General features: G+C 68.3%; 12 protein-coding genes. 7 read left to right on the forward strand and 5 right to left on the reverse strand.

Annotation, left to right across the window (positions count from 1 at the left end):
- Positions 1-18: 18 nt before the first annotated feature.
- The gene (locus FZ983_RS05800) at positions 19-1695 is read right to left on the reverse strand and encodes an L-lactate permease (protein ID WP_149222636.1); all 1677 of its coding nucleotides are present in this window, start codon (positions 1693-1695) and stop codon (positions 19-21) included.
- Positions 1696-2173: 478 nt separating this feature from the next.
- On the opposite strand from FZ983_RS05800, the gene FZ983_RS05805 reads away from it, so the two are divergent.
- From FZ983_RS05805 to FZ983_RS05815, 3 genes are all read left to right on the forward strand, one after another.
- Positions 2174-2944 (forward strand): FCD domain-containing protein, encoded by a 771-nt coding sequence (locus FZ983_RS05805; protein ID WP_149222637.1) that lies wholly within the window; start codon positions 2174-2176, stop codon positions 2942-2944.
- 140 nt (positions 2945-3084) lie between these two features.
- Complete coding sequence (locus FZ983_RS05810) at positions 3085-4518, forward strand: sigma-54 dependent transcriptional regulator (protein ID WP_149222638.1); 1434 nt, start codon at positions 3085-3087, stop codon at positions 4516-4518.
- Entirely contained in the window at positions 4515-8318 is a 3804-nt protein-coding gene (locus FZ983_RS05815) for a response regulator (RefSeq protein ID WP_149222639.1), read from the forward strand. Before FZ983_RS05810 ends, FZ983_RS05815 begins: the two co-directional genes overlap by 4 nt.
- Positions 8319-8351: 33 nt before the next feature.
- Here FZ983_RS05815 and FZ983_RS05820 read toward each other — a convergent pair whose 3' ends face one another.
- Positions 8352-8615 carry a hypothetical protein gene (locus tag FZ983_RS05820; RefSeq protein ID WP_149222640.1) on the reverse strand — a complete coding sequence of 88 codons (264 nt, stop codon included), beginning with the start codon at positions 8613-8615 and terminating at the stop codon, positions 8352-8354.
- Positions 8616-8817: 202 nt separating this feature from the next.
- Here FZ983_RS05820 and gltA point away from each other — a divergent pair, with 202 nt between their 5' ends.
- The 3 genes from gltA to FZ983_RS05835 all read left to right on the forward strand — a co-directional run bounded on the left by gltA (position 8818) and on the right by FZ983_RS05835 (position 12009).
- Positions 8818-10149, forward strand: a complete 1332-nt coding sequence (gene gltA / locus FZ983_RS05825) for a citrate synthase (RefSeq protein WP_149222641.1) — start codon at positions 8818-8820, stop codon at positions 10147-10149.
- A gap of 68 nt (positions 10150-10217) precedes the next feature.
- Positions 10218-11231, forward strand: coding sequence for a hypothetical protein (locus FZ983_RS05830; RefSeq protein WP_149222642.1), 1014 nt, complete (start codon positions 10218-10220; stop codon positions 11229-11231).
- Between the two features lie 127 nt (positions 11232-11358).
- Positions 11359-12009 (forward strand): response regulator transcription factor, encoded by a 651-nt coding sequence (locus FZ983_RS05835; RefSeq protein WP_149222643.1) that lies wholly within the window; start codon positions 11359-11361, stop codon positions 12007-12009.
- Between the two features lie 152 nt (positions 12010-12161).
- Here FZ983_RS05835 and FZ983_RS05840 read toward each other — a convergent pair whose 3' ends face one another.
- Positions 12162-15656 (reverse strand): PAS domain-containing hybrid sensor histidine kinase/response regulator, encoded by a 3495-nt coding sequence (locus FZ983_RS05840; protein WP_149222644.1) that lies wholly within the window; start codon positions 15654-15656, stop codon positions 12162-12164.
- 254 nt (positions 15657-15910) lie between these two features.
- Here FZ983_RS05840 and FZ983_RS34485 point away from each other — a divergent pair, with 254 nt between their 5' ends.
- Positions 15911-17092 (forward strand): hypothetical protein, encoded by a 1182-nt coding sequence (locus FZ983_RS34485; protein WP_149222645.1) that lies wholly within the window; start codon positions 15911-15913, stop codon positions 17090-17092.
- Between the two features lie 102 nt (positions 17093-17194).
- On the opposite strand, the gene FZ983_RS05850 is transcribed toward FZ983_RS34485, so the two are convergent.
- Together FZ983_RS05850 and FZ983_RS05855 are read right to left on the reverse strand one after the other, a co-directional pair.
- Entirely contained in the window at positions 17195-18910 is a 1716-nt protein-coding gene (locus tag FZ983_RS05850) for an MFS transporter (protein ID WP_149222646.1), read from the reverse strand.
- A 232-nt stretch (positions 18911-19142) separates the two neighbouring features.
- On the reverse strand, positions 19143-20210 hold the full coding sequence (locus FZ983_RS05855; protein ID WP_149222647.1) for an amino acid ABC transporter substrate-binding protein: 1068 nt from the start codon (positions 20208-20210) through the stop codon (positions 19143-19145).
- Between the last annotated feature and the right edge of the window lie 110 nt (positions 20211-20320).

Here is a 20320-nt window from a genome sequence, read left to right on the forward strand (position 1 = left end):
GGTGGGGGGAAGGCCGCCTTAGCGGCCGATGACCATTGCGGTGAAGGGCCACAGATAGGCCTGGGCCATCACCAGCAGGCCGACCAGCGCGGTCAGCGCCAGCGAGTGCCAGATGACGTAGCGCAGGATCTTGCCCTCATGACCATGCCACTTGGTGGCGACGGCGGCGACGACGATGCTCTGGGCGTCGATCATCTTGCCCATCACGCCGCCCGAGCTGTTGGCGGCGGCCATCAGCGTCGGCGGCAGGCCGAGCTGTTCCGACGACACCTTCTGCAGGCTGCCAAACAGCACGTTGGACGCCGTGTCCGACCCGGTCAACGCCACGCCCAGCCAGCCCAGGAAGGTGCCGAAGAACGGGTAGAGGAAGCCGGAATTGGCGAAGGCGAGGCCCAGCGTGGTGTCCAGCCCCGAGTAGCGGGTGGTGTAGCCCAGCGCCAGCATGGCGGAGATGGTCAGCAGCGAATTGCGGATGGCGTAGAGCGTGTGGCCGTAGGTCTTGACCATCGCGGCCGGCGAGTAGCCCATCACGAAGCCGGAGATGACGGCGGCGATGAAGATGCCGGTGCCGGTGGCCGACAGCCAGTTCAGGGTGTAGACGGCGGCCTCCGGATGGGCCTTGGGCACCACCGGGGGAACGCGCATGATCATGTTGTGCAGGCCCTCGATCGGGAACTTGAAAATCGAGATGCCGTCGAGGAAGGCCTTGACCTCGGGGATGCCCCACAGGAAGACGACGACGCTGAGGATCGCCCAGGGCGTCCAGGCGCGGCGGACCTCGGCGGCGGTATAGCCGTGGCTGCGGCGCGCCTCGCCCTGGACCACGGCGGCGCCGACACCCTGCGTCAGGGCGGATGCCCCGCCGGCGGTGTGCCAGATCGCCTTCGGGTGCCAGACCTTCAGGAACAGCGTGACGCAGACCAGCGACACGATGGCGGCGGCGACGTCCACCAGCCAGGGGCCATGGTAGTTGGACACCAGGAACTGCGGAACGGCGAAGGACACGCCGGCGACCAGAATGGCCGGCCAGATCTGGACCATGCCGCGCCAGCCGGCGAAGGCCACGATCAGCCAGAAGGGCACCAGCACCGAGAAGAAGGGAAGCTGCCGGCCGATCATCGCCGACAGATCCAGCAGCGGCAGGCCGGTGACGGCGGCCAGCGCCAGCACCGGCGTGCCCAGCGCGCCATAGGCGACCGGGGCGGTGTTGGCGATCAACGACAGGCCCGAGGCCGCCAGCGGGGTGAAGCCCAGCCCGATCAGCATGGCGCCGGTCACGGCGACCGGCGTGCCGAATCCCGCCGCGCCCTCGAAGAAGGCGCCGAAGCAGAAGGCGATCAACAGAAGCTGAAGCCGGCGGTCGTTCGTGATGCCGGTGATGCTTTCCTGCAGGATCTTGAACTGGCCGCGCTGCTCGGTCAGGTGATAGAGGAAGATGATGTTGACGACGATCCAGCCGATCGGCAGCAGGCCGTAAGCCGCACCCAGCAACGCGGTCTTTCCCGCCATCTCCATCGGCATGCCGAACACGGCGACGGCCACCAGCAGCGCCGCCGCCAGACCCAGCAGGGCGGCGCGGTGCGCCTTCATGTGGAAGATGCCGAGACCGCCCAGCATCACCAGGACCGGCAGCGACGCGAAGAACGTCGACAGCCACATGTTGTTCATCGGGTCGTAGACTTGCGACCAGCTCATCCTCGGGGACCTCCTTCTCGGGGGACGTGATGTCGGTCCGAACGGTGTCCCGGGACGGCTTTCCACGGCCTGTCGGCATGGCTCCGCCTTCCCGCGCCGGGATGGCGGCGCGGAGGAGGGCCGGCGATCGGCAATGCAGCGGCGTTCACCGCCGCCATCGCCCTTCGGCGCGCGGCGGCGGTGCGGATGCGCCCCTTGGCGGGGTTGGTCCGTCCTGTCCCGGTACGTGTGGATGCCCTTTCCAGCCCGGCCGTTTCGGGAAATCTCCCTTGCCAGACGGACTGCGGTGGACATCTCTTATCCATACGGTGCAAGTTGGATAAAAGATTTTACCAGACTGTGCAATGGCTGAATCGTTTGCCGGACAACCCACTTTGGTAGGGGGTGCGACGCTGGCGGACAGCCGCCCCTCTGGACGCATGTTCCGTCCACCGGTATTGAAGAGGACCAAGAGGTGCAGGGAGGGGCCGCCGATCCAATGCAGGGGACGATCAAACCGGCCAAGCTGGCCGACGCCATTGCCGAGCATCTGGAACGGCTGATCCTGGAAGGCGCGCTCCGTCCGGGGGAAAAGCTGCTGGCCGAACGCGAGTTGGCGGTGAAGCTGGACGTGTCGCGCCCATCGCTGCGCGATGCCATCGCCAAGCTGGAGGAGCGCGGCCTGCTGGTCACCGGGCGCGGCGGCACCCATGTCGCCACCTTCCTGTCGCAGATCGCCGACCCGCTGATGACGCTGATGCGCAACAAGCCGGACGCGTCCTTCGACTATCTGGAGTTCCGCCGCTCCATCGAGGCGGCGGCGGCCGGACTGGCGGCGCAGCGGGCGACGGATGTCGACCGCGACGGCATCCGCGCCATCATCGCCCGCATGCAGGCCGCCCACGGCAAGGACGACAGCTCGGAGGAGGCGGATTCCGACGCCGACCTGCATCTGGCGATCTATGAGGCGGCGCACAATGTCGTCATGCTGCACATCATGCGGACCCTGTCCGACCTGCTGCGCAACGACGTGTTCTACAACCGCGCCGACCTCTATTCCCGGCCGGGGGTGCGCGAGCTTCTGCTGCGGCAGCATCTGGCCATCGCCGACGCGGTGCTGGCCGGCGACGCGGATGCTGCGAGCGCTGCGGCCGACGCCCATGTGAAGTTCACGCTGCAGACCTTACGAGAGATCCGGGAGCACAATGCCCGTGTCCAGGTCTCGCTGCGGCGGATCGGGCGGACCGACCTGATCGACAGCGGAGCGTAAGGGGGCGGGAGCCGCCGAGGCAGGCAGTCTCCGTCGAAGGTCATATGTCGGAGGGCTCGCCCCGACTGGCGGCGGGGCATTGGCCGGGTTACACTGTGGACGAATTTTCCTCCGCCACCGACTGTCCGAGTGTCGCGCCCGTGTCCTCCGCCAAGAAGCACCGCATCCTGCTGATCGAGGATACGGTCCCGCTCGCCAAGCTGTATATTGAGTTCCTGCGCGCGGACGCCCATGAGGTCGTGCATTGCACCCGCGGGCGCGAGGCGCTGGACGCCGCGGCGGCATCGCCGCTCGACGCGGTGATCCTGGACCTTAAGCTGCCGGACATGGACGGGCTGGAGGTGCTGCAGGCTCTGCACGCCCGCGACCCGAGCGTATCGGTGGTCATCATCACCGCCCACGGCTCCATCGATCTGGCGGTGGAGGCGATGAAGCTGGGCGCCTTCGACTTCATCGTGAAGCCCTTCAATGCCGACCGCCTGAACCTGACCTTGCGCAATGCGCTGGAACGGCGGACGCTGGCGCGCATGGTGGAGGGATACCGCAAGGATCTCGACCGTGGGCGCTTCCATGGTTTCATCGGCAGTTCGCCCGAGATGCAGGCGGTCTACCGCACCATCGAAAGCGTGGCGGCCAGCCGCGCCAACGTCTTCATCACGGGAGAGAGCGGGACCGGCAAGGAGGTGGCTGCCCAGGCCATCCACCGCGCCAGCCCGCGGCGCGACCGCGCCTTCATCGCGCTGAACTGCGCCGCCATTCCGAAGGAACTGCTGGAATCGGAGATTTTCGGCCATGTGAAGGGCGCCTTCACCGGGGCGGCGGGCGACCGGCCGGGTGCGGCGCTACTGGCCGACGGCGGCACGCTGTTCCTGGACGAGATCTGCGAAATGCCGGTGGAACTGCAGAGCAAGCTGCTGCGCTTCGTCCAGACCGGCACCGTCAGTCCGGTGGGCAGCGGGCGGGAGGAGCGGGTGGACGTGCGATTCGTCGCCGCCACCAACCGCGATCCGCTGGCCGAGGTGCAGGCCGGCCGTTTCCGCGAGGATCTCTATTACCGGCTGCACGTCATTCCGCTCGCCCTGCCGCCGCTGCGCGACCGCGGCGACGACGTGATCGAGATCGCCCGCTCCTTGCTGATCGACTATGCGCGGGAGGAGGGGAAATCCCTGGTGGCCTTCGCTCCGGAGGTGGAGGCGCGGCTGCGCGCCCATGATTGGCCGGGCAACGTGCGGCAGCTTCAGAACGTGCTGCGCAACGTCGTCGTGCTGAACGACGGACCGCAGGTGGTGCTGGAGATGCTGCCGCCCCTGACCGGGGCCGGCGGGATCGGCATGGACGCCGGTGCCGGCAACCCGGCAGGCGGCGAGCCGGCGGAGGACGGTGCCGTCCTTCCGCTGTGGCAGGTGGAGAAGGAGATGATCCTCAAGGCCCTGCGGCTCAGTGGCGACGACGTGCCGCGCGCCGCCCTGATGCTGGAGATCAGCCCGTCCACCATCTACCGCAAGCTGCAGCAGTGGCGCGCCGCGGACGGGGCTGCCACCCAAGGGAATGCCACCCAGGGGAACGCCACTTGAGCGGGGACGCGGCCGGTGCGGTTCCTGCGGCGCTGCCCCCGGACGAGGAGCGGCGGCTGGCGGTTCTGGAGTCCTATTGCGTCCTCGACACCCCGGCGGAGTCCGGCTTCGACAACATCACACGGCTCGCCCGGCATTTCTTCGGCACGCGCATCGCGCTGGTCTCGCTGATCGACCGGAACCGCCAGTGGTTCAAGAGCCGCATCGGGTTGGGCGTGGAGGAGACGCACCGCGACCTCGCCTTCTGCGCCCATGCCATCCTCGACGACGGCGTCCTGGTGGTGCCGGACGCGACGAAGGACCCACGCTTCGCCGGCAATCCGCTGGTCACCGGGGAACCCAACATCCGCTTCTATGCCGGCGCGCCGCTGGTGGCGGACGGCCACAAGCTGGGCACGCTCTGCGTAATCGACGACGCCCCCCGCGGCGGGTTTGACGCGCGGGAGGCGGAAACCCTGACCCAGCTCGCCCGGCTGGTGGTGGACGAGCTGGAGCTTCGCCGCGAGGTGACCCGGCGCCAGCAGGCGGAAGCCGAATTGCGCGACCGCTCCCGGCTGTTGAACCTGGCCGAGGAGATCGGCCAGTTCGGGCACTGGTACATCGACTTCGTCACCGACACCCGCCGCTGGTCGGACGAGGTCTACCGCATCATGGGCCTGAGCCCGCAGGACGGCCCGCCGACCGTCGACATGTCGCGCGGCGCCTACCATCCCGACGATCTGCCGAAGATCGCCCCGCTGGTCGAGCGGGCGCGGGCGACCGGCGAGGGGTTCTCCGTCGAGGCGCGGATCATCCGTCCGGACGGCACGCTGCGCCACGTCTTCATCCGCGGCATGGCCGAATGGGGGCCGGCCGGCCGGCCGATCGGGCTGCTGGGCGTCGTCCAGGACATCACCGACGCCAAGCGGGAAGAGGCGGAACTGCGGTCGAACCGCGAACTGCTGGATCTCACCGTCCAGGCGACGCGGGACGGCATCTGGGATTGGGCGCTGGACACCGGCGCCATCTGGTTCTCCCCCACCTGGAAGGAGCAGCTGGGCTACCGCGACGACGAGCTGGCGAACAGTCTGGACATGTGGGCGGGCCTGATCTTCGAGGAGGATCGCATCGCCGCCCTGGAGATGGTGCGGGCCTACAATGCCGGCCTGATCCCGAAATTCGAGGCGGTGCAGCGCTTCCGCCACAAGCAGGGCCACACCGTCTACATCCTGAGCCGCGCCATCCACATCCGCGATGCCGAGGGGCGGGTGGTGCGCATGGTCGGCGCCCATACCGACATCACGCGCGACAAGATGACGGAGGAGGAACTCCGGCTCGCCAAGCAGACACTGGACGACGCCATCGAAGCGGTGCCGGAAGGTCTGGCCTATTTCGATTCCGACGACCGGCTGATCCTGTGCAACCAGCGCTACCGGGAGGCGCATCCGCTGACCGCCCCGCTGCTGACGCCCGGCCGCCCCTTCGAGGAGATCCTGCGCGCGGCGATCGCCAACGGCGAATTCGCGGCCAATCCGGACGGCCCGAACAACGAGGCGTGGATCCAGGCGGAACTGGCGCAGCACCGCAATCCCGGCCCGCCTTTCGAGCGGGAACTGCCCGACGGCCGCTGGATCCTGGTGGCGGAGAACCGCACCAGCAGCGGGGCGCTGGTGTGCACCCGCACCGACATCACCGAACGCAAGCGCTTCGAGGCGGAACTGCAGCGTCAGGCGGCCGACATGTGCGCGCTGGCCGAAGGTCTGGACGCCGCCCGCGAGGAGGCCGACGCCCTGCGGGCCCGCGCCGAGGCGGCGACCCAGGCGAAATCGGAATTCCTGGCGGCGATGAGCCACGAGATCCGCACGCCGATGAACGGCATCATGGGCATGACGGAACTGCTGTTCGACACGCCCCTGACGGCAGAGCAGCACCAGTTCGCCCAGGCTATCCGCAGCTCCTCCAACGCGCTGCTGACCATCATCAACGACATCCTCGACATCTCGAAGCTGGAGGCCGGCCGCGTCACCATCGAAACGCTGCCCTTCGACCCCGCCGATCTGGTGGAGGGGGTGGTGGAACTGCTGACCCCCCGCGCCCACGAGAAGGGGATCGAGATCGGCTTCTACATCGACCCGTTCCTGCGCCGCACCCTGCTGGGCGATCCGACACGCATCCGGCAGATCCTGGTCAATCTGGTCGGCAATGCGGTGAAATTCACCGATCAGGGGTCGGTCGCGGTGGAACTGGAGGCGCTGGACGCCACCGAGGCCCATCTGGTTTTGCGCATGACCGTGACCGATACCGGCATCGGCATTCCGGCGGAGGCGCTGCCCACCCTGTTCAACAAGTTCCAGCAGGTGGACGGGTCGATCACCCGGAAGTTCGGCGGAACCGGGCTGGGGCTGGCGATCTGCCGCCAGCTGTCGGAACTGATGGGCGGCAGCATCGCGGTGGAGAGCAGCCTGGGTGCCGGCAGCCGCTTCCTGGTCGATCTGCCGCTGGCCCTGCTCGACGAGGCGCCGCAGCCGGCCGAACAGCCGCTGGCCGGGCGCCGTGCTTTGGTGGTGGACGATCTGGCGGTGAACCGCCGGGTGCTGGCGGCGATGCTCGACAGCCTGGGCGCCCGGCCGACGACGGTGGACAATGGCCCCGATGCGCTGGAGGCGCTGACGCGCGCGGCGGCCGGCGGCCGGCACTTCGACGTGGTGCTGGTGGACCAGACCATGCCGGGCATGGGCGGCGACTCCCTGCTGGCGGCCATTGCCGGCAATCCGATGCTGGGCGGCACCCGCCGCGTGCTGATTGCCGGGCTGGGACCCGCGGCACGGGCCGACTGCGGACCGGTCCAGGGGCTGGCCCACGCCATCCTCAACCGTCCGCTGCGCCAGAGTGCGCTGGCCGGCTGCCTGACCGGACTGTTCCAGGCAGCCGTACCGCCCTCTTCGGCGGACAGGCAGCCCGCCGAGGGACAGCCTGCCGACCGCGGCGAGGAGCCGGCGCGCAGCGGCAGCATCCTGCTGGCGGAGGACAACCGCACCAACCAGCTGTTCGCCACCACCCTGCTGCGCAAGCTGGGCTACACGGTCGAGGTGGCGGAGGATGGGGAGCAGGCGGTGGCGGCGGCCTGCCGCGGCGGCATCGACCTGGTGCTGATGGACGTGCAGATGCCGGGCATGGACGGGCTGGAGGCCGCGCAGGCGATCCGCGCGCGCGGCGGGCGGCTCGCCGGCCTGCCGATCATTGCCCTCACCGCGGACGCCATGCCGGGCACGCGCGAGCTGTGCCTGCGCGCGGGCATGAGCGATTACCTGACCAAGCCGATCAGCCGCGCCGGACTGCTGGCGGCGCTGGACCGCTGGATGACCGAGGCCGGGAGCGAACATGCGGCGGCAGATGGCAGTGTCGGCGGCGGAAATGGCAGCGGCAATGGCAGCGGCGACGGCGATCCCGGCGAAGTTCTGGACGAAGCGGTGCTGGCCGATCTGGTCGAGACGGTGGGTGCCGACAATCTTGCCCTGATCGTCGACAGCTTCCTCGACGACGTGTCCCGCCGGCTGGAAAGGCTTTCGGCGATGGCGCGGTCGGTCCCGGCCGGCGACCTCGACATGCGGGCGCTGGCCGGGGAGGCGCACGACCTGTCCAGCCTCGCCGGCAGTTTCGGCGGGATGGCGGTCATGCACCTCGCCTGGCGGATGGAGGTGATCTGCCGCAACGGCGACACGGCGCAGGCCGCCCAGCTTCTGCCGGTGCTGCTGCGCGAGGCCGCCCGTCTGGAGCGTTCCTTGCGCGAGCGCACCGGCGTGGAGCGGCCGGCGGCCTGAGCCTCTCCCGGAATCCAGCCTGCCGGAATGTCGTCAGCCGGTGCCGGGCTGGGTCGAGCCGTCGGTGTCTTCGGCCCGTTCCCGCAGTTCCTTCGACGACATGCCGGCCGGGGTGGCGTCCTGCAGGGTGCCGTCGCCGGGCGTCTTGCTCATGTCCTCGCGCGGGGAGCGTTCGCCCGCCGGCGTCTGGTCGTGGGTATCGGAACCGGATTTGCCCGATGCGGGTTTGTCCGATGCGGATTTGTTTGGGTGGGGCATTCCTTCGGAGGGGATGCGCGTTTGAGGCGTGTCGGTCATGATGTCCTCTGCTATCTTCCGGAGGAGTCAACGACAGTGGACGGGTGCGGGTTCCGATCCTGACCGATCCTTCGGAGACCGGGAGAAGACGGCGCGGCGCCGCGAGGTGCCAAAGCGCGCGAAGAACGGGCCAACCACCATGGTCCGGCGGCGGAGACCGGAAGGCGCCGCGCGGCCGGACAGCAAGGAGTGTGATAAGGTCATGGAATCGAGCAAGCATACGCCGCACGGCGATGTGACCCAGGTCGGCACCGTCACGCTGACCGATGACGCCACCGGAAAGACGCTGAAGCTGCCGCTGCTGGGCGGGTCCACCGGTCCCCACGTGATCGACATCCGCAAGCTCTATGCCGAGACCGGCTATTTCACCTACGATCCCGGCTTTACCTCCACCGCCGCCTGCGATTCGGCCATCACCTACATCGACGGCGACGAGGGCGTCCTGCTGCACCGTGGCTATGCCATCGCCGATCTGGCCGAGAACTGCGACTTCCTGGAGGTCTGCCACCTGCTGCTGAACGGCGAACTGCCGAACCCGCAGCAGAAGGCCGATTTCGAGCGCACCATCACCTACCACACGATGGTGCACGAACAGCTGACCAAGTTCTACAGCGGCTTCCGCCGCGATGCCCACCCGATGGCGATCATGTGCGGCGTCGTCGGCGCGCTGTCGGCCTTCTATCACGATTCCACCGACATCTTCGATCCGGTGCAGCGCAAGATCGCCGCGCACCGCCTCATCGCCAAGATGCCGACACTCGCCGCCATGGCCCACAAGTACACGGTCGGCGAACCGTTCATGTATCCGCGCAACGACCTGACCTACGCGGAAAACTTCCTCTACATGACCTTCGGCACGCCCTGCGAGGAATGGACGGTCGATCCGGTCCTGTCCGAGGCGATGGACAAGATCTTCATCCTGCATGCCGACCACGAGCAGAACGCCTCGACCTCCACCGTCCGCCTCGCCGGCTCGTCCCACGCCAACCCGTTCGCCTGCATCGCGTCGGGCATCGCGGCGCTGTGGGGTCCGGCCCATGGCGGCGCCAACGAGGCCGTGCTGAAGATGCTGGAGGAGATCGGCTCTGTCGACCGCATTCCCGAATTCGTCCGCCGCGCCAAGGACAAGAACGACAGCTTCCGCCTGATGGGCTTCGGCCACCGGGTCTACAAGAACTATGACCCGCGCGCCAAGATCATGCGCGAGACCTGCTATCAGGTTCTCGACCGCCTGGGCATCCATGACGAGCCGCATCTGGCAATCGCCATGGAGCTGGAGAAGATCGCCCTGTCGGACGAGTATTTCATCGAGAAGAAGCTCTATCCGAACGTCGATTTCTATTCGGGCATCATCCTGAAGGCGATGGGCTTCCCGACCAGCATGTTCACCGTGCTGTTCGCGCTCGCCCGCACCGTCGGCTGGATCAGCCAGTGGAAGGAGATGATCGAGGATCCGGCCCAGAAGATCGGCCGCCCCCGTCAGCTCTTTACCGGCAACGCCGCCCGTCCCTTCGTGCCGCTGGACAAGCGTTGAACGGACTGAACCTACCTCTCATTGAGTCCCCTCTCCCCGGGGGGGAGAGGGAGAAGCGCGTACACCCCGTGACCCAGCCCCTCCAACTCGGCCTGTCGGTCGCCATCGTCGCGGTGGCCGGCGGGACGCCGCGCGTCGTGACGGTGCGCAGCGGCTTTTCCGTGCCGGAAGACCACCGGCGCGGCGACGAGCCGTTGCCGCATCGCGACGCCCTGCCCGGCGCGCCCTTCGAGCCCGACCGTTTCCGCACCCTGCAGGAGGGCGTGCGCGCGGTGGCGGAAGGGCTGTCGGGTCTCGCGCTGCGCTATGTCGAGCAGCTCTACACCTTCGGCGACCGTTACCGCGATCCGCACGAACTGTTCGGCGGTCCGCGCTCGGTCGTGGTCGGCTATCTGGCCCTGGTCCGCGACGGCCCGCTGGGCGGCGATGCCTCGGCGGAATGGCGCGACCTCTACGACCATTTCCCGTGGGAGGATTGGCGCGACCAGCGCCCGCCGCTGCTGGACGGCGTGATCGTCCCGACGCTCGGCGGCTGGATCGCCTCGGCCCCCGACGAGGAGACCCGCCTGCGCCGGGCCGAGCGCGCCCAGATGGCTTTCGGCTTGGACGGGGCCGAGTGGGACATGGAGCGGGTCCTGGAGCGCTTCGAACTGCTTTACGAGGCCGGGCTGGTGGTGGAGTCCTTCCGCGACCGCGATCTCGCCGCGCGGGTCGATGCGTCGGTACAGGCCGGCGGGCCGATGCCGCGGGCGCTGGGTCGTCCGATGGCGCGCGACGGCCGGCGCATCCTGGCCACCGCGCTGGAACGGCTGCGCGGCAAGCTGCGCTATCGCCCCATCGTCTTTGAACTGCTGCCGCCGACCTTCACCCTGCACCAGCTGCAGTTGGTGGTGGAGGCGTTGTCTGGCGAGCGGGTGCACAAGCAGAATTTCCGGCGTCTGATGATCTCCGGCGGCTTCGTCGAGCCCACCGGACGGTATGAAAGCCAGACCGGTGGCCGGCCGGCGGAGTTGTACCGCTTCCGGCGACAGGCCATCCACGAACGCACCAGCGCCGGGGCCATTCCGTCCGCGGACGGATAAGGATAAAATCTCTCGGAAACGTCGACGCGCGGCATTGGGCGCAGTTGTCAACGGGCGGCTGCAAGCGGATACTGCTGGAACGGTTTTAAACCCGGAATGTCCATACCCGGAAAGTCCAAGAAGGCCGATGTCGCACCGCATTCTGATCGCCGACGACCACCCGCTGATGCGCACCGCCCTGACCCAGACCATCGGGCAGGCGATCCCCGGCGCCGTGATCCTGGAGGCGTCGCGATTCGAGCAGATCAAGCCGCTGCTGGACACCGGGGAACCGCCGGACATCATCCTGCTCGACCTGCACATGCCCGGCATGAGCGGCCTGATCGGGCTGATGATGCTGCGCTCCGAACATCCGGCGATCCCGGTGATCGTGGTGTCGGCGTCTGAGGATCCGGTGACGATCCAGCGCGCCATCGACTATGGCGCTTCCGGCTTCGTGCCGAAATCCGCCCCCAACACCCAGATCGTCGAGGCGATCCATGCCGTGCTGGACGGCGAGCTGTGGCTGCCGGAGATCAACGGCGGCCCCGAGACCGACGCCCCCGACCCAGCCCAGCGCGCCGCCACCCTGACCCCGCAGCAACTCCGCGTCCTGGCCGGCATCGCCGAGGGCAAGCTGAACAAGCAGATCGCCTACGAGATGAACGTCGCCGAGACCACGGTGAAGGCCCACGTCACGACGATCCTGCGCAAGCTGGGCGTGCTGACGAGGACGCAGGCCGCGGTGCTGGCGAGCCAGCTGGCATTGTCGTCCGCGCCGCCGCCCCCGGTGGAGTGAGGGAGGCGTAGCCCCCTCCCTATCCCTCCCCCGCCCTCGGCCGGCCAAAGGCCGGTCCGATCGCGGGAGAGGGGACAGGAGCTTTGTCGGCGTGCGGCGGCAGTCCCCTCTCCCACCGAAGGTGGGGGAGGGTTAGGGAGGGGGCATAACCCTCACCCTGCCATCCGCTGCCCCTCCGCCAGCAACTGCCCCAGCAACGCCCTGAGCGCGCCCGGACGTACCGGCTTGTAGAGCAGGCGGCAGCCCGCCGCTTCGATGTCCTCGCGCACGGCGGCGTCGCGGTCGGCGGTGACCACGGCGGCGGGCAGGTCGCTGCCCAGCGCGGCGCGCAGGGTCGCCAAGGCCTCCACTCCCGTCAGGCTGCGGTCTAGGTGGTAGTCGGTCAGGATCACGTCGGGCGTGCGTCCACCCAGCTTCGCCAGGGCGAGGTCGGGCGCCGCCGCGGTCACGACGCGGCAGGACCAGCTCGACAGCAGATCCTCGGTGGCGCGGGCGATGGCGGGCTCGTTTTCCAGGCAGAGCACCAGGACGCCGCTCAGGTCGCGGCCGCGCGGGCGGACCACCACGGCGCGGGCGGCGACCGGCTCGTCGGTCAGCGGCACCAGGACGGAAAAGGCGCTGCCCCGCCCGACCCTGGAGCGCACCTGCACCGTGTGGCCGAGGATGCCGGCCAATCGCTCGACGATGGCGAGGCCGAGCCCCAGACCCTTGCCACGGTCATCGGCGTCGTTGTCGAGCTGGCGGAACTCCATGAAGATTTCCGGAACCTTGTGCTCGGGAATGCCGGGACCGGTGTCCCACACCTCGATTGACAGGAAATCCCCGCGGCGGCGGCAGCCCAGCAGGATGCGGCCGGTGCGGGTGTAGCGCACGGCGTTGGCGAGGTAGTTCTGCAGGATGCGCCGCAGCAGCGTCGGGTCGCTGTGCACGATGGCGGAGCAGTCGACCACCCGCAGCCCCAGCCCGTGGCGGCTCGCCAGGACGGTGAACTCCTCACCCAGCGGCTTCAGCAGCTCCTCGATGCGCATCGGCACCGGGTTCGGCTTCACCACGCCGCTGTCGATCTTGGAGACGTCCAGCAGGTCGCCCAGGATCTGCTCCACCGACCGCAAGGAGGTGTCGATCTGGCGGATGGCGCTGTCGCCGTTGCGTTCGGCCAGGGCGGACAGGAACAGGCGGGCGGCGTGCAGCGGCTGCAGCAGGTCGTGGCTGGCGGCGGCGAGGAAGCGGGTCTTGCCGCGGTTGGCGCGCTCGGCCTCCGCCTTTGCTTCGGACAGGGCGTGGGTGCGCTCCTCGATACGGCGTTCCAAGGTCTCGTTGGCTTCGCGCAGGGCGGCGGCGGCACGGTGGCGTTCGGTGACGTCGGTGTAGACGGCGACGAAGCCGCCGCCGCCGGGCTTCGGACCCGGCATCGGGTTGGTGGCGATCTCCAGCACCGTGCCGTCGGGACGCACCCGCTCGTAGACGTCCGGCTTGTTGCGGCGGCGCGGGTCGGAACGGCGCTCCAGCAGGGTTTCGATCTCGCCGTTGCGGCCATATTCGCCGCGCCGCGCGATCAGCCCGACGATCTCCTGCAGCGAGGTGCCGACCTGCACGAAGCCGTCGGGCAGGTCCAGCAGGACCAGGAACTGGTTGTTCCAGGTGGCGACGCGCCAATCCTCGTCGAACACGGCGATGCCCTGCGGCACGTTCTCCACCGTGGCGCGCAGCAGCTCATGCTGTTTCAGGATGGCGCGCGACGCCTCGTCGATGATGGACCGCGCGTCGGTGCGCGACAGCCGGCGGTCGGACAGCAGGCCGGCCACCACCACGCGGGCCGAGGCGGAGCCGACGGCGCCGGCGAGCAGCCGCTCGGTCAGCTGGATCGCCTCGCCGTCGGTGCGGGTCAGCAACGCGGTGCGAAGATCGCCGTCCTCCACCCCGGTGAAGCGGCAGAAGGCGGCGTCGGCGCGGGCCTGCCCGACATAGCGGACGGCGAGATCGTGCAGGTCGGCCAGCGTGGCACCGCGCGGCCCGGTGGCCTCTCCGTCGGCGGAGCGGCGCAGGCTGATGAAGCGCGCGGCCTGCTGGCGCTCCAGCGTCGACGGCCGGGTCAGCAGAGAGACCAGCACGAACAGCAGGATGTTCGGCCCCAGGCTCCACAGCGCGGCATTGGTCAGCGGGTCGATGCCGGCGATGCCGGCCAGTGCCACCGGGCTGAGGCCGGTCAGGCCGAACGGCCCCTCCCGCAAGGCGCTGGAAGCCAGCCATCCCGCATCGGCGAAGGACGGCAGCAGCATGGTGTAGGCCCAGCCGAGGAAGCCGGCGCAGATGCCGGCGAAGGCGCCGGCGCGGCTGGCGCGGCTCCAGATCAGGCCGCCGAGCAGGGCGGGGGCGAACTGCGCCACCGCGGTGAAGCTCATCATGCCGATGGTCGCCAGCGGGAAGGCCGGGCCGATCAGCCGGTAGCAGCCGTAGGACAGCAGAACCAGCACGATCACCGCCGACCGGCGGATCAACAGCAGGATGCCCGCCGGGTCGTCGCGCAGCCGCCGGTCGTCGGGGCGCAGTGCCATCAGCAGCGGCACGGCGACGTCGTTGCAGATCATGGTGCTGAGCGCCACCATCTCCACCAGGATCATGCTGGTGGCCGCCGACAGGCCGCCGATGAAGGCGGCCAGCGCCAGCCACGGCCAGCCCTGGCTCAAGGGGATGGAGACCATGAAGGTGTCGGCATTGGTCGTGCCGTCCGGGAACAGCATCAGCCCGGCCAGCGCCACCGGCAGCACGAACAGGTTGATGGCGACCAGATAGGCGGGGAACAGCTTGGCCGACGACCGCACGTCGCCGCCATGGGTGTTCTCCACCACCGCGACATGGAACTGGCGCGGCAGGCACAGGATCGCCAGCGCCGACAGCAGGCAGGCCACCCACCAGTCGGCGCCGATGCTGTCCAGCCGGATCAGGTCGAGGAAGCCGGGATGGTTCGCCGCCGCTTCGAAGAAGGTGGCCGGATCGCCGAAGACCGAATAGGCGATGGCGCCGCCCACCGCCAGCGCCGCCGCCAGCTTCACCACCGATTCCGCGGCGATGGCCATCATCAGGCCGCGGTGGTGTTCGTTGGCCGACACGCTGCGCACGCCGAACAGGATGGCGAAGGCCGCCATCAGCAATGCCGCCATCAGCGCGGTGCCACCCGGCATCTGGTTCAGGTCGGTCCCCAGCGACGCCCCGGCCAGAATCTCGAAGCTGACGCTTATCGCCTTCAATTGCAGGGCGATGTAGGGCAGCAGCCCGATCACAGCGGCGACTGTGACGAGTGCCGCCAGGCTGCGGCTCTTGCCGTAGCGGGCCGACAGGAAGTCGGAGATGGAGACGACGTTCTCCGACTTCGCCACCCGCACGATGCGGGCCAGCACCGGCCAGCCCAATCCGATCATCAGGATCGGCCCGATATAGATCGGCAGGAAATAGAAACCCCCGGTGGCCGCCCGCCCCACCGCGCCGTAGAAGGTCCAGGAGGTGCAGTAGACGCCGAAGCTCAGCGCGTAGAGCCAGGGCGTGCGCCGCTCGGCGCCCTGGTCGCCGGTCCGGTCGCCGTACCACGCGATGGCGAACAGCGACAGCAGATAGGCCATCGATGCGGCCAGGATGAACCAGCTTTCCATGGGGCTTTTCGCATCCCGCTTTTGATTCTCTCTCCCTGCGAGCGACAGCCTATCACAGAGCGCGTGCCGGCGCCGCGCCCACGTTGGGACTCCACCTTCGGCCGCACGCAAAAGAGTGTCGTCGCCGCCGGAGGGGGCAAAGGGGGCCGTACGACCGCACGCCCGGAGAGGTCGGGACAGAATCGGCCTTCCGTTGTTCTTTCTGCCGGGCTGTGAAGCCTTTGGTCGAACACGCAAGGTTAAGGAGAGTCCGAATGGTATCGGTCAGCGCCGGTTCCCAGACCAGCATCAACACCGACGATCTCGGGGTTACGGGCATCCGGGGCGGCACGGTTGCCGTGGCAACACCCAACCAGCTCGTCATCAACTATGCCGACGGCCGCTCCACCGATTTCCGCGGCAATTTCACCTATGACGCCGCTGGTCAGACCCTGACCGGAGGCACCATCTCCAGCGTCACCAACTCGACGAACGGCATCCCCGGCCTGTCGGTATCGCAGCTGAACCTGCCGGTCGCGACGGCGCTGGGCTGGGAGGCCGCCGGCACCGATCCCGGAGCGATCCGCGCGGCGCTGCTGGGCGGCAACGACACCTTCACCGGATCCGATTTCAACGACACGATCCGCGCCTATGCCGGCGACGACACCATCAACGGCGGCATGGGCGACGATCTGCTCGATGGCGGCAGCGGCGTGAACATCATCGACGGCAGCGACGGGATCGACACGGTCGCCCGCAGCGCGTCGCTGGCCGACAGCGGCGCGGTCAAGCACAACGGCGAGATCTACGTGATCGACGCCGGCGGCTACGACCGGCTGACCAATGTCGAGTTCATCCAGTACACCGACCAGACGGTTGCCAGCGCCACCGCCCCGGTGTTCGACGCCTTGTCCTACCTCGCGGCCAACCCGGACCTCGCCGCCGTCTACAACACCGAAAGCGACGCCGCCTTCGATCATTACCGGACCTTCGGCTGGAGCGAAGGGCGCGCCCTGACCTTCAACGCCGCCGGCTATCTGGCCGACAACCCCGATCTTGCCGCGGCCTTCGGCACCGACACGGCCGAGGCGACCCGCCATTACATCGAGGTCGGCCGCAACGAGAACCGTCAGGCCGACTTCGACGCCACCAGCTATCTGGCGGCCAATCCGGATCTGATCCAGGCCTTCGGCAACGATCCGACGGCGGCGGCGCTGCATTACGCGACCTACGGCCGGAACGAGGGGCGGAGCCTGGACTTCAATGCCTCCGCCTATCTGGCCCGCTATCCCGACCTGCAGGCGGCCTTCGGCGGCGACCTGCAGGCGGCGACCGCCCATTACGTCGCCCAGGGCTATGAGGAGGGCCGCAGCGCCGCTCCGCTCGGCACCAGCACCGGCACCGCCTTTGCGTCGGCCGATGCTCTGCAGCAGCAGGCGACGCTGTCGATCGCCTGACGGCGGATTGCGGACGGCAAGCGGGCGGAGGGTCATCCCCTCCGCCCGTTTCCTTTTGCCGAATTATGGCACGGTCAAATTCGCTGTCCGGTCAAATTCGCCTCAGTCGTGCTGGTAGATGTCCACGTCCTTGGTTTCGCGGACGAACAGCAGGCCGATCACCAGGGTCGCGGCGGCGATGATGATCGGGTACCAGAGGCCCGAGTAGATGTCGCCGGTCGCTGCCACGATGGCGAAGGAGGTGGTCGGCAGGAAGCCGCCGAACCAGCCGTTGCCGATGTGGTAGGGCAGCGACATCGAGGTGTAGCGGATGCGGGTCGGGAACATCTCCACCAGCATCGCGGCGATCGGGCCGTAAACCATCGTCACGTAGATGACCAGGACGGTGAGCAGGGCGACGACCATCACCGTGTCAATGCGGGCCGGATCGGCCTTCGGCGGATAGTTGGCGGTCTTCAGCGCATCGCCCAGGCCCTTGTCGAAGGCGGCGCCGGCGGCCTTGGCGTCGGTCGGCGCGTGCGAGGCGGTCGGGCCGTGGCTGAGCGACACGGTCGTGCTGGCCTGCGGGGCTGCGGTGTAGCTGGGGATGACCGTGCTGCCGACCTTGATCGAGGCGACGGTGCCCGCCGGGGCCACTTCGTTGGTGTAGGGGATGCCGCGCCGGACCAGCGCGCTCTTGGCGATGTCGCAGGAGCTGGTGAACTGGCTGGTGCCGACCGGGTTGAACTGGAACGAGCATTCGTTCGGATCGGCCACCACGACGACCGGCGAGGTCGCGATGGCTTCCTCCAGCGCCGGGTTGGCGTAGTGGGTGATGCCCTTGAACAGCGGGAAGTAGGTCAGGCAGGCCAGAAGCAGGCCGGCCATGATGATCGGCTTGCGTCCGATCTTGTCCGCCAGCGTGCCGAAGATCACGAAGAAGGGCGTGCCGATCAGCAGGGCCGCCGCGATCATCAGGTTGGCCGCCTGGGCATCGACCTTCAGCGTCTGGGTCAGGAAGAACAGGGCGTAGAACTGGCCCGTGTACCACACCACGGCCTGACCGGCGACGAGGCCGAACAGGGCGAGCAGCACGATCTTCAGGTTCTTCCATTCACCGAAGGATTCGGTCAGCGGCGCCTTGGAGTGCTTTCCCTCGTCCTTCATTTTCTTGAAGGCGGGCGATTCGTTCAGCATCAGGCGGATCCACACCGAGATGCCGAGCAGCACGATGGAGATCAGGAACGGGATGCGCCAGCCCCAGGCGTTGAAATCCTCCGGCGACATCGACACGCGGCAGCCCAGGATGACCAGCAGCGACAGGAACAGGCCGAGAGTCGCGGTGGTCTGGATCCAGGAGGTGTAGTTGCCGCGGCGGCCGTGCGGCGCATGTTCGGCGACATAGGTCGCGGCACCGCCATATTCACCGCCCAGCGCGAGGCCTTGCAGCAGGCGCAGGATGATCAGGATGATCGGGGCGGCGATGCCGATGGATGCGTAGTTAGGCAGGATGCCGACGATGAAGGTCGACACGCCCATGATCAGGATGGTGACCAGGAAGGTGTATTTGCGGCCGATCATGTCGCCGAGACGGCCGAAGACCAGGGCGCCGAAGGGCCGGACGGCGAAGCCGGCGGCAAAGGCCATCAGCGCGAAGATGAAGGCCGCGGTCGGGTTGACCCCGGAAAAGAACTGCGCGGCGATGACCGCGCTGAGCGAACCGTAGAGATAGAAGTCGTACCACTCGAAAACGGTCCCGAGCGAGGACGCGAAGATGACTTTCTTCTCCTCGCCCGTCATCGGTCGGACGGCATCGCCCGACGAAGCCGCATAGGCCATGGTCTTCACCCTCCCAAGTGAATGGTCATGTAATCCGGTTGGTTTTTAGCGAGCGGTGCATTGCAGTCATATGAACTGATGACCGAGCCCGCTCCTTGGTTTTCTGACTGATAGTGTGCTTACCAAATTATCCGCGTCACCCCCTACCATGGTCGGGGGTATCAGCCGTTGCGGTATTGGGCTACAGTGATCTTTTGGACAGGTGCGGTGTCCTCCGCCTGAACGGCAACGCCTACTGGAACACCGGGGCGTAGAGCAGCCCGCCCTGTGTCCAGGGCCGGTTCGGTCCGCGTTCCAGCTTGAAGGGGGAGCGGGCGCCCAGGTTGCGCTCGAAGATCTCGCCGTAATTCCCGACCTGCACCACCGCCTGATAGGCCCAGTCCGGGCGCAGGCCCGCCTTCGCCGCGACCTCCGGCAGGCCGGACAGCAGGCGCCGCATCTCGCTGCCGCCGGTGATCCGCTGGAAATTGGCGTTGGCGCCGGTAACGCCGGCATCCTCGGCCAGAAACAGCGCATAGATGGTCCAGCGCACCGCCGCCATCCACATGCGGTCGGTGTTCGGCGTCAGCGGCGCCAGCGGCTCGCGTGACGGCAGAGGGGCGTCGGCGATCTCCAGCGCTTCCCTGGGCGACTCCAGCATATGCAGCGCGGTGGTCAGCAGTGCCCGATCGGCGCTGAGCGCCGTGCAGTCGCGGCTGAGGAAGGCCTCCAGCGTATCGGGCCAGCCGGGGAAGCTGCGCAGCTTCCAGGGCCGCTTGCCACCGACAACCAGCGCCTCCAGCTCGGCCTGGGTGGTGGTTCCGGCTGGGACGCAGACCGTCAGTTCGGTTCCGTCCAACGCCGACCGGCCGTCGGGCAGGCGCCATGCGGCGATCCCCTGCACGTCGTGGAAGACCGGCGGGCCGAAATCGACGGCGTAGGTCGCGTCGCGGCTCAGCGTCCAGGAGGTCTGGGCGAAGGACACGTCGACCTCGCCGGCGGCGACGGCGTCGAATTCCTGCGGCTTGGACAGGCGGCGGATTTCCACGGCGTCGGCCTTGCCCAGGACGGCGGCGGCCAGCGCCCGGCACAGATCGACCATGAAGCCGACCGGCCGTCCGTTGTCGTCGTTGGCGGCGAAGCCGGGATTGAAGGACACGCCGCAGCGAACCACCCCCCGCCTCTCGATCTCCGCCAGGACGGGGCGGTCCCCGTTGGGTACGGGCTGCGCGTCCGGCTGCGCCCCGGCGGCGGTTCCGCCAACCGCCGGGACGAGCGCCATAATCAGTCCCAGCGCGGCGGCAACAGGCTTCAGCCCCATCCTTCTCCCCTTATCCTACGGCGCCGCTATGATACGCTGCCCACGGCACCGCGCAAACGATTGGGGGTGTCGGTGTAGGTGTTGGGGCTGGGCGTCTGGACGGGACTGGC

Source organism: Azospirillum sp. B21 (assembly GCF_008364825.1).
In the GTDB taxonomy this organism is placed as follows: domain Bacteria; phylum Pseudomonadota; class Alphaproteobacteria; order Azospirillales; family Azospirillaceae; genus Azospirillum.

Excerpts from the sequence above, each read along its gene's own strand:
- FZ983_RS05800 (WP_149222636.1), bottom strand. The coding sequence starts at position 1,695 with ATGAGCTGGTCGCAAGTCTACGACCCGATGAACAACATGTGGCTGTCG.
- FZ983_RS05805 (WP_149222637.1), top strand. The coding sequence starts at position 2,174 with ATGCAGGGGACGATCAAACCGGCCAAGCTGGCCGACGCCATTGCCGAG.
- FZ983_RS05820 (WP_149222640.1), bottom strand. The coding sequence starts at position 8,615 with ATGACCGACACGCCTCAAACGCGCATCCCCTCCGAAGGAATGCCCCAC.
- gltA (WP_149222641.1), top strand. The coding sequence starts at position 8,818 with ATGGAATCGAGCAAGCATACGCCGCACGGCGATGTGACCCAGGTCGGC.
- FZ983_RS05835 (WP_149222643.1), top strand. The coding sequence starts at position 11,359 with ATGTCGCACCGCATTCTGATCGCCGACGACCACCCGCTGATGCGCACC.
- FZ983_RS05840 (WP_149222644.1), bottom strand. The coding sequence starts at position 15,656 with ATGGAAAGCTGGTTCATCCTGGCCGCATCGATGGCCTATCTGCTGTCG.
- FZ983_RS34485 (WP_149222645.1), top strand. The coding sequence starts at position 15,911 with ATGGTATCGGTCAGCGCCGGTTCCCAGACCAGCATCAACACCGACGAT.
- FZ983_RS05850 (WP_149222646.1), bottom strand. The coding sequence starts at position 18,910 with ATGGCCTATGCGGCTTCGTCGGGCGATGCCGTCCGACCGATGACGGGC.
- FZ983_RS05855 (WP_149222647.1), bottom strand. The coding sequence starts at position 20,210 with ATGGGGCTGAAGCCTGTTGCCGCCGCGCTGGGACTGATTATGGCGCTC.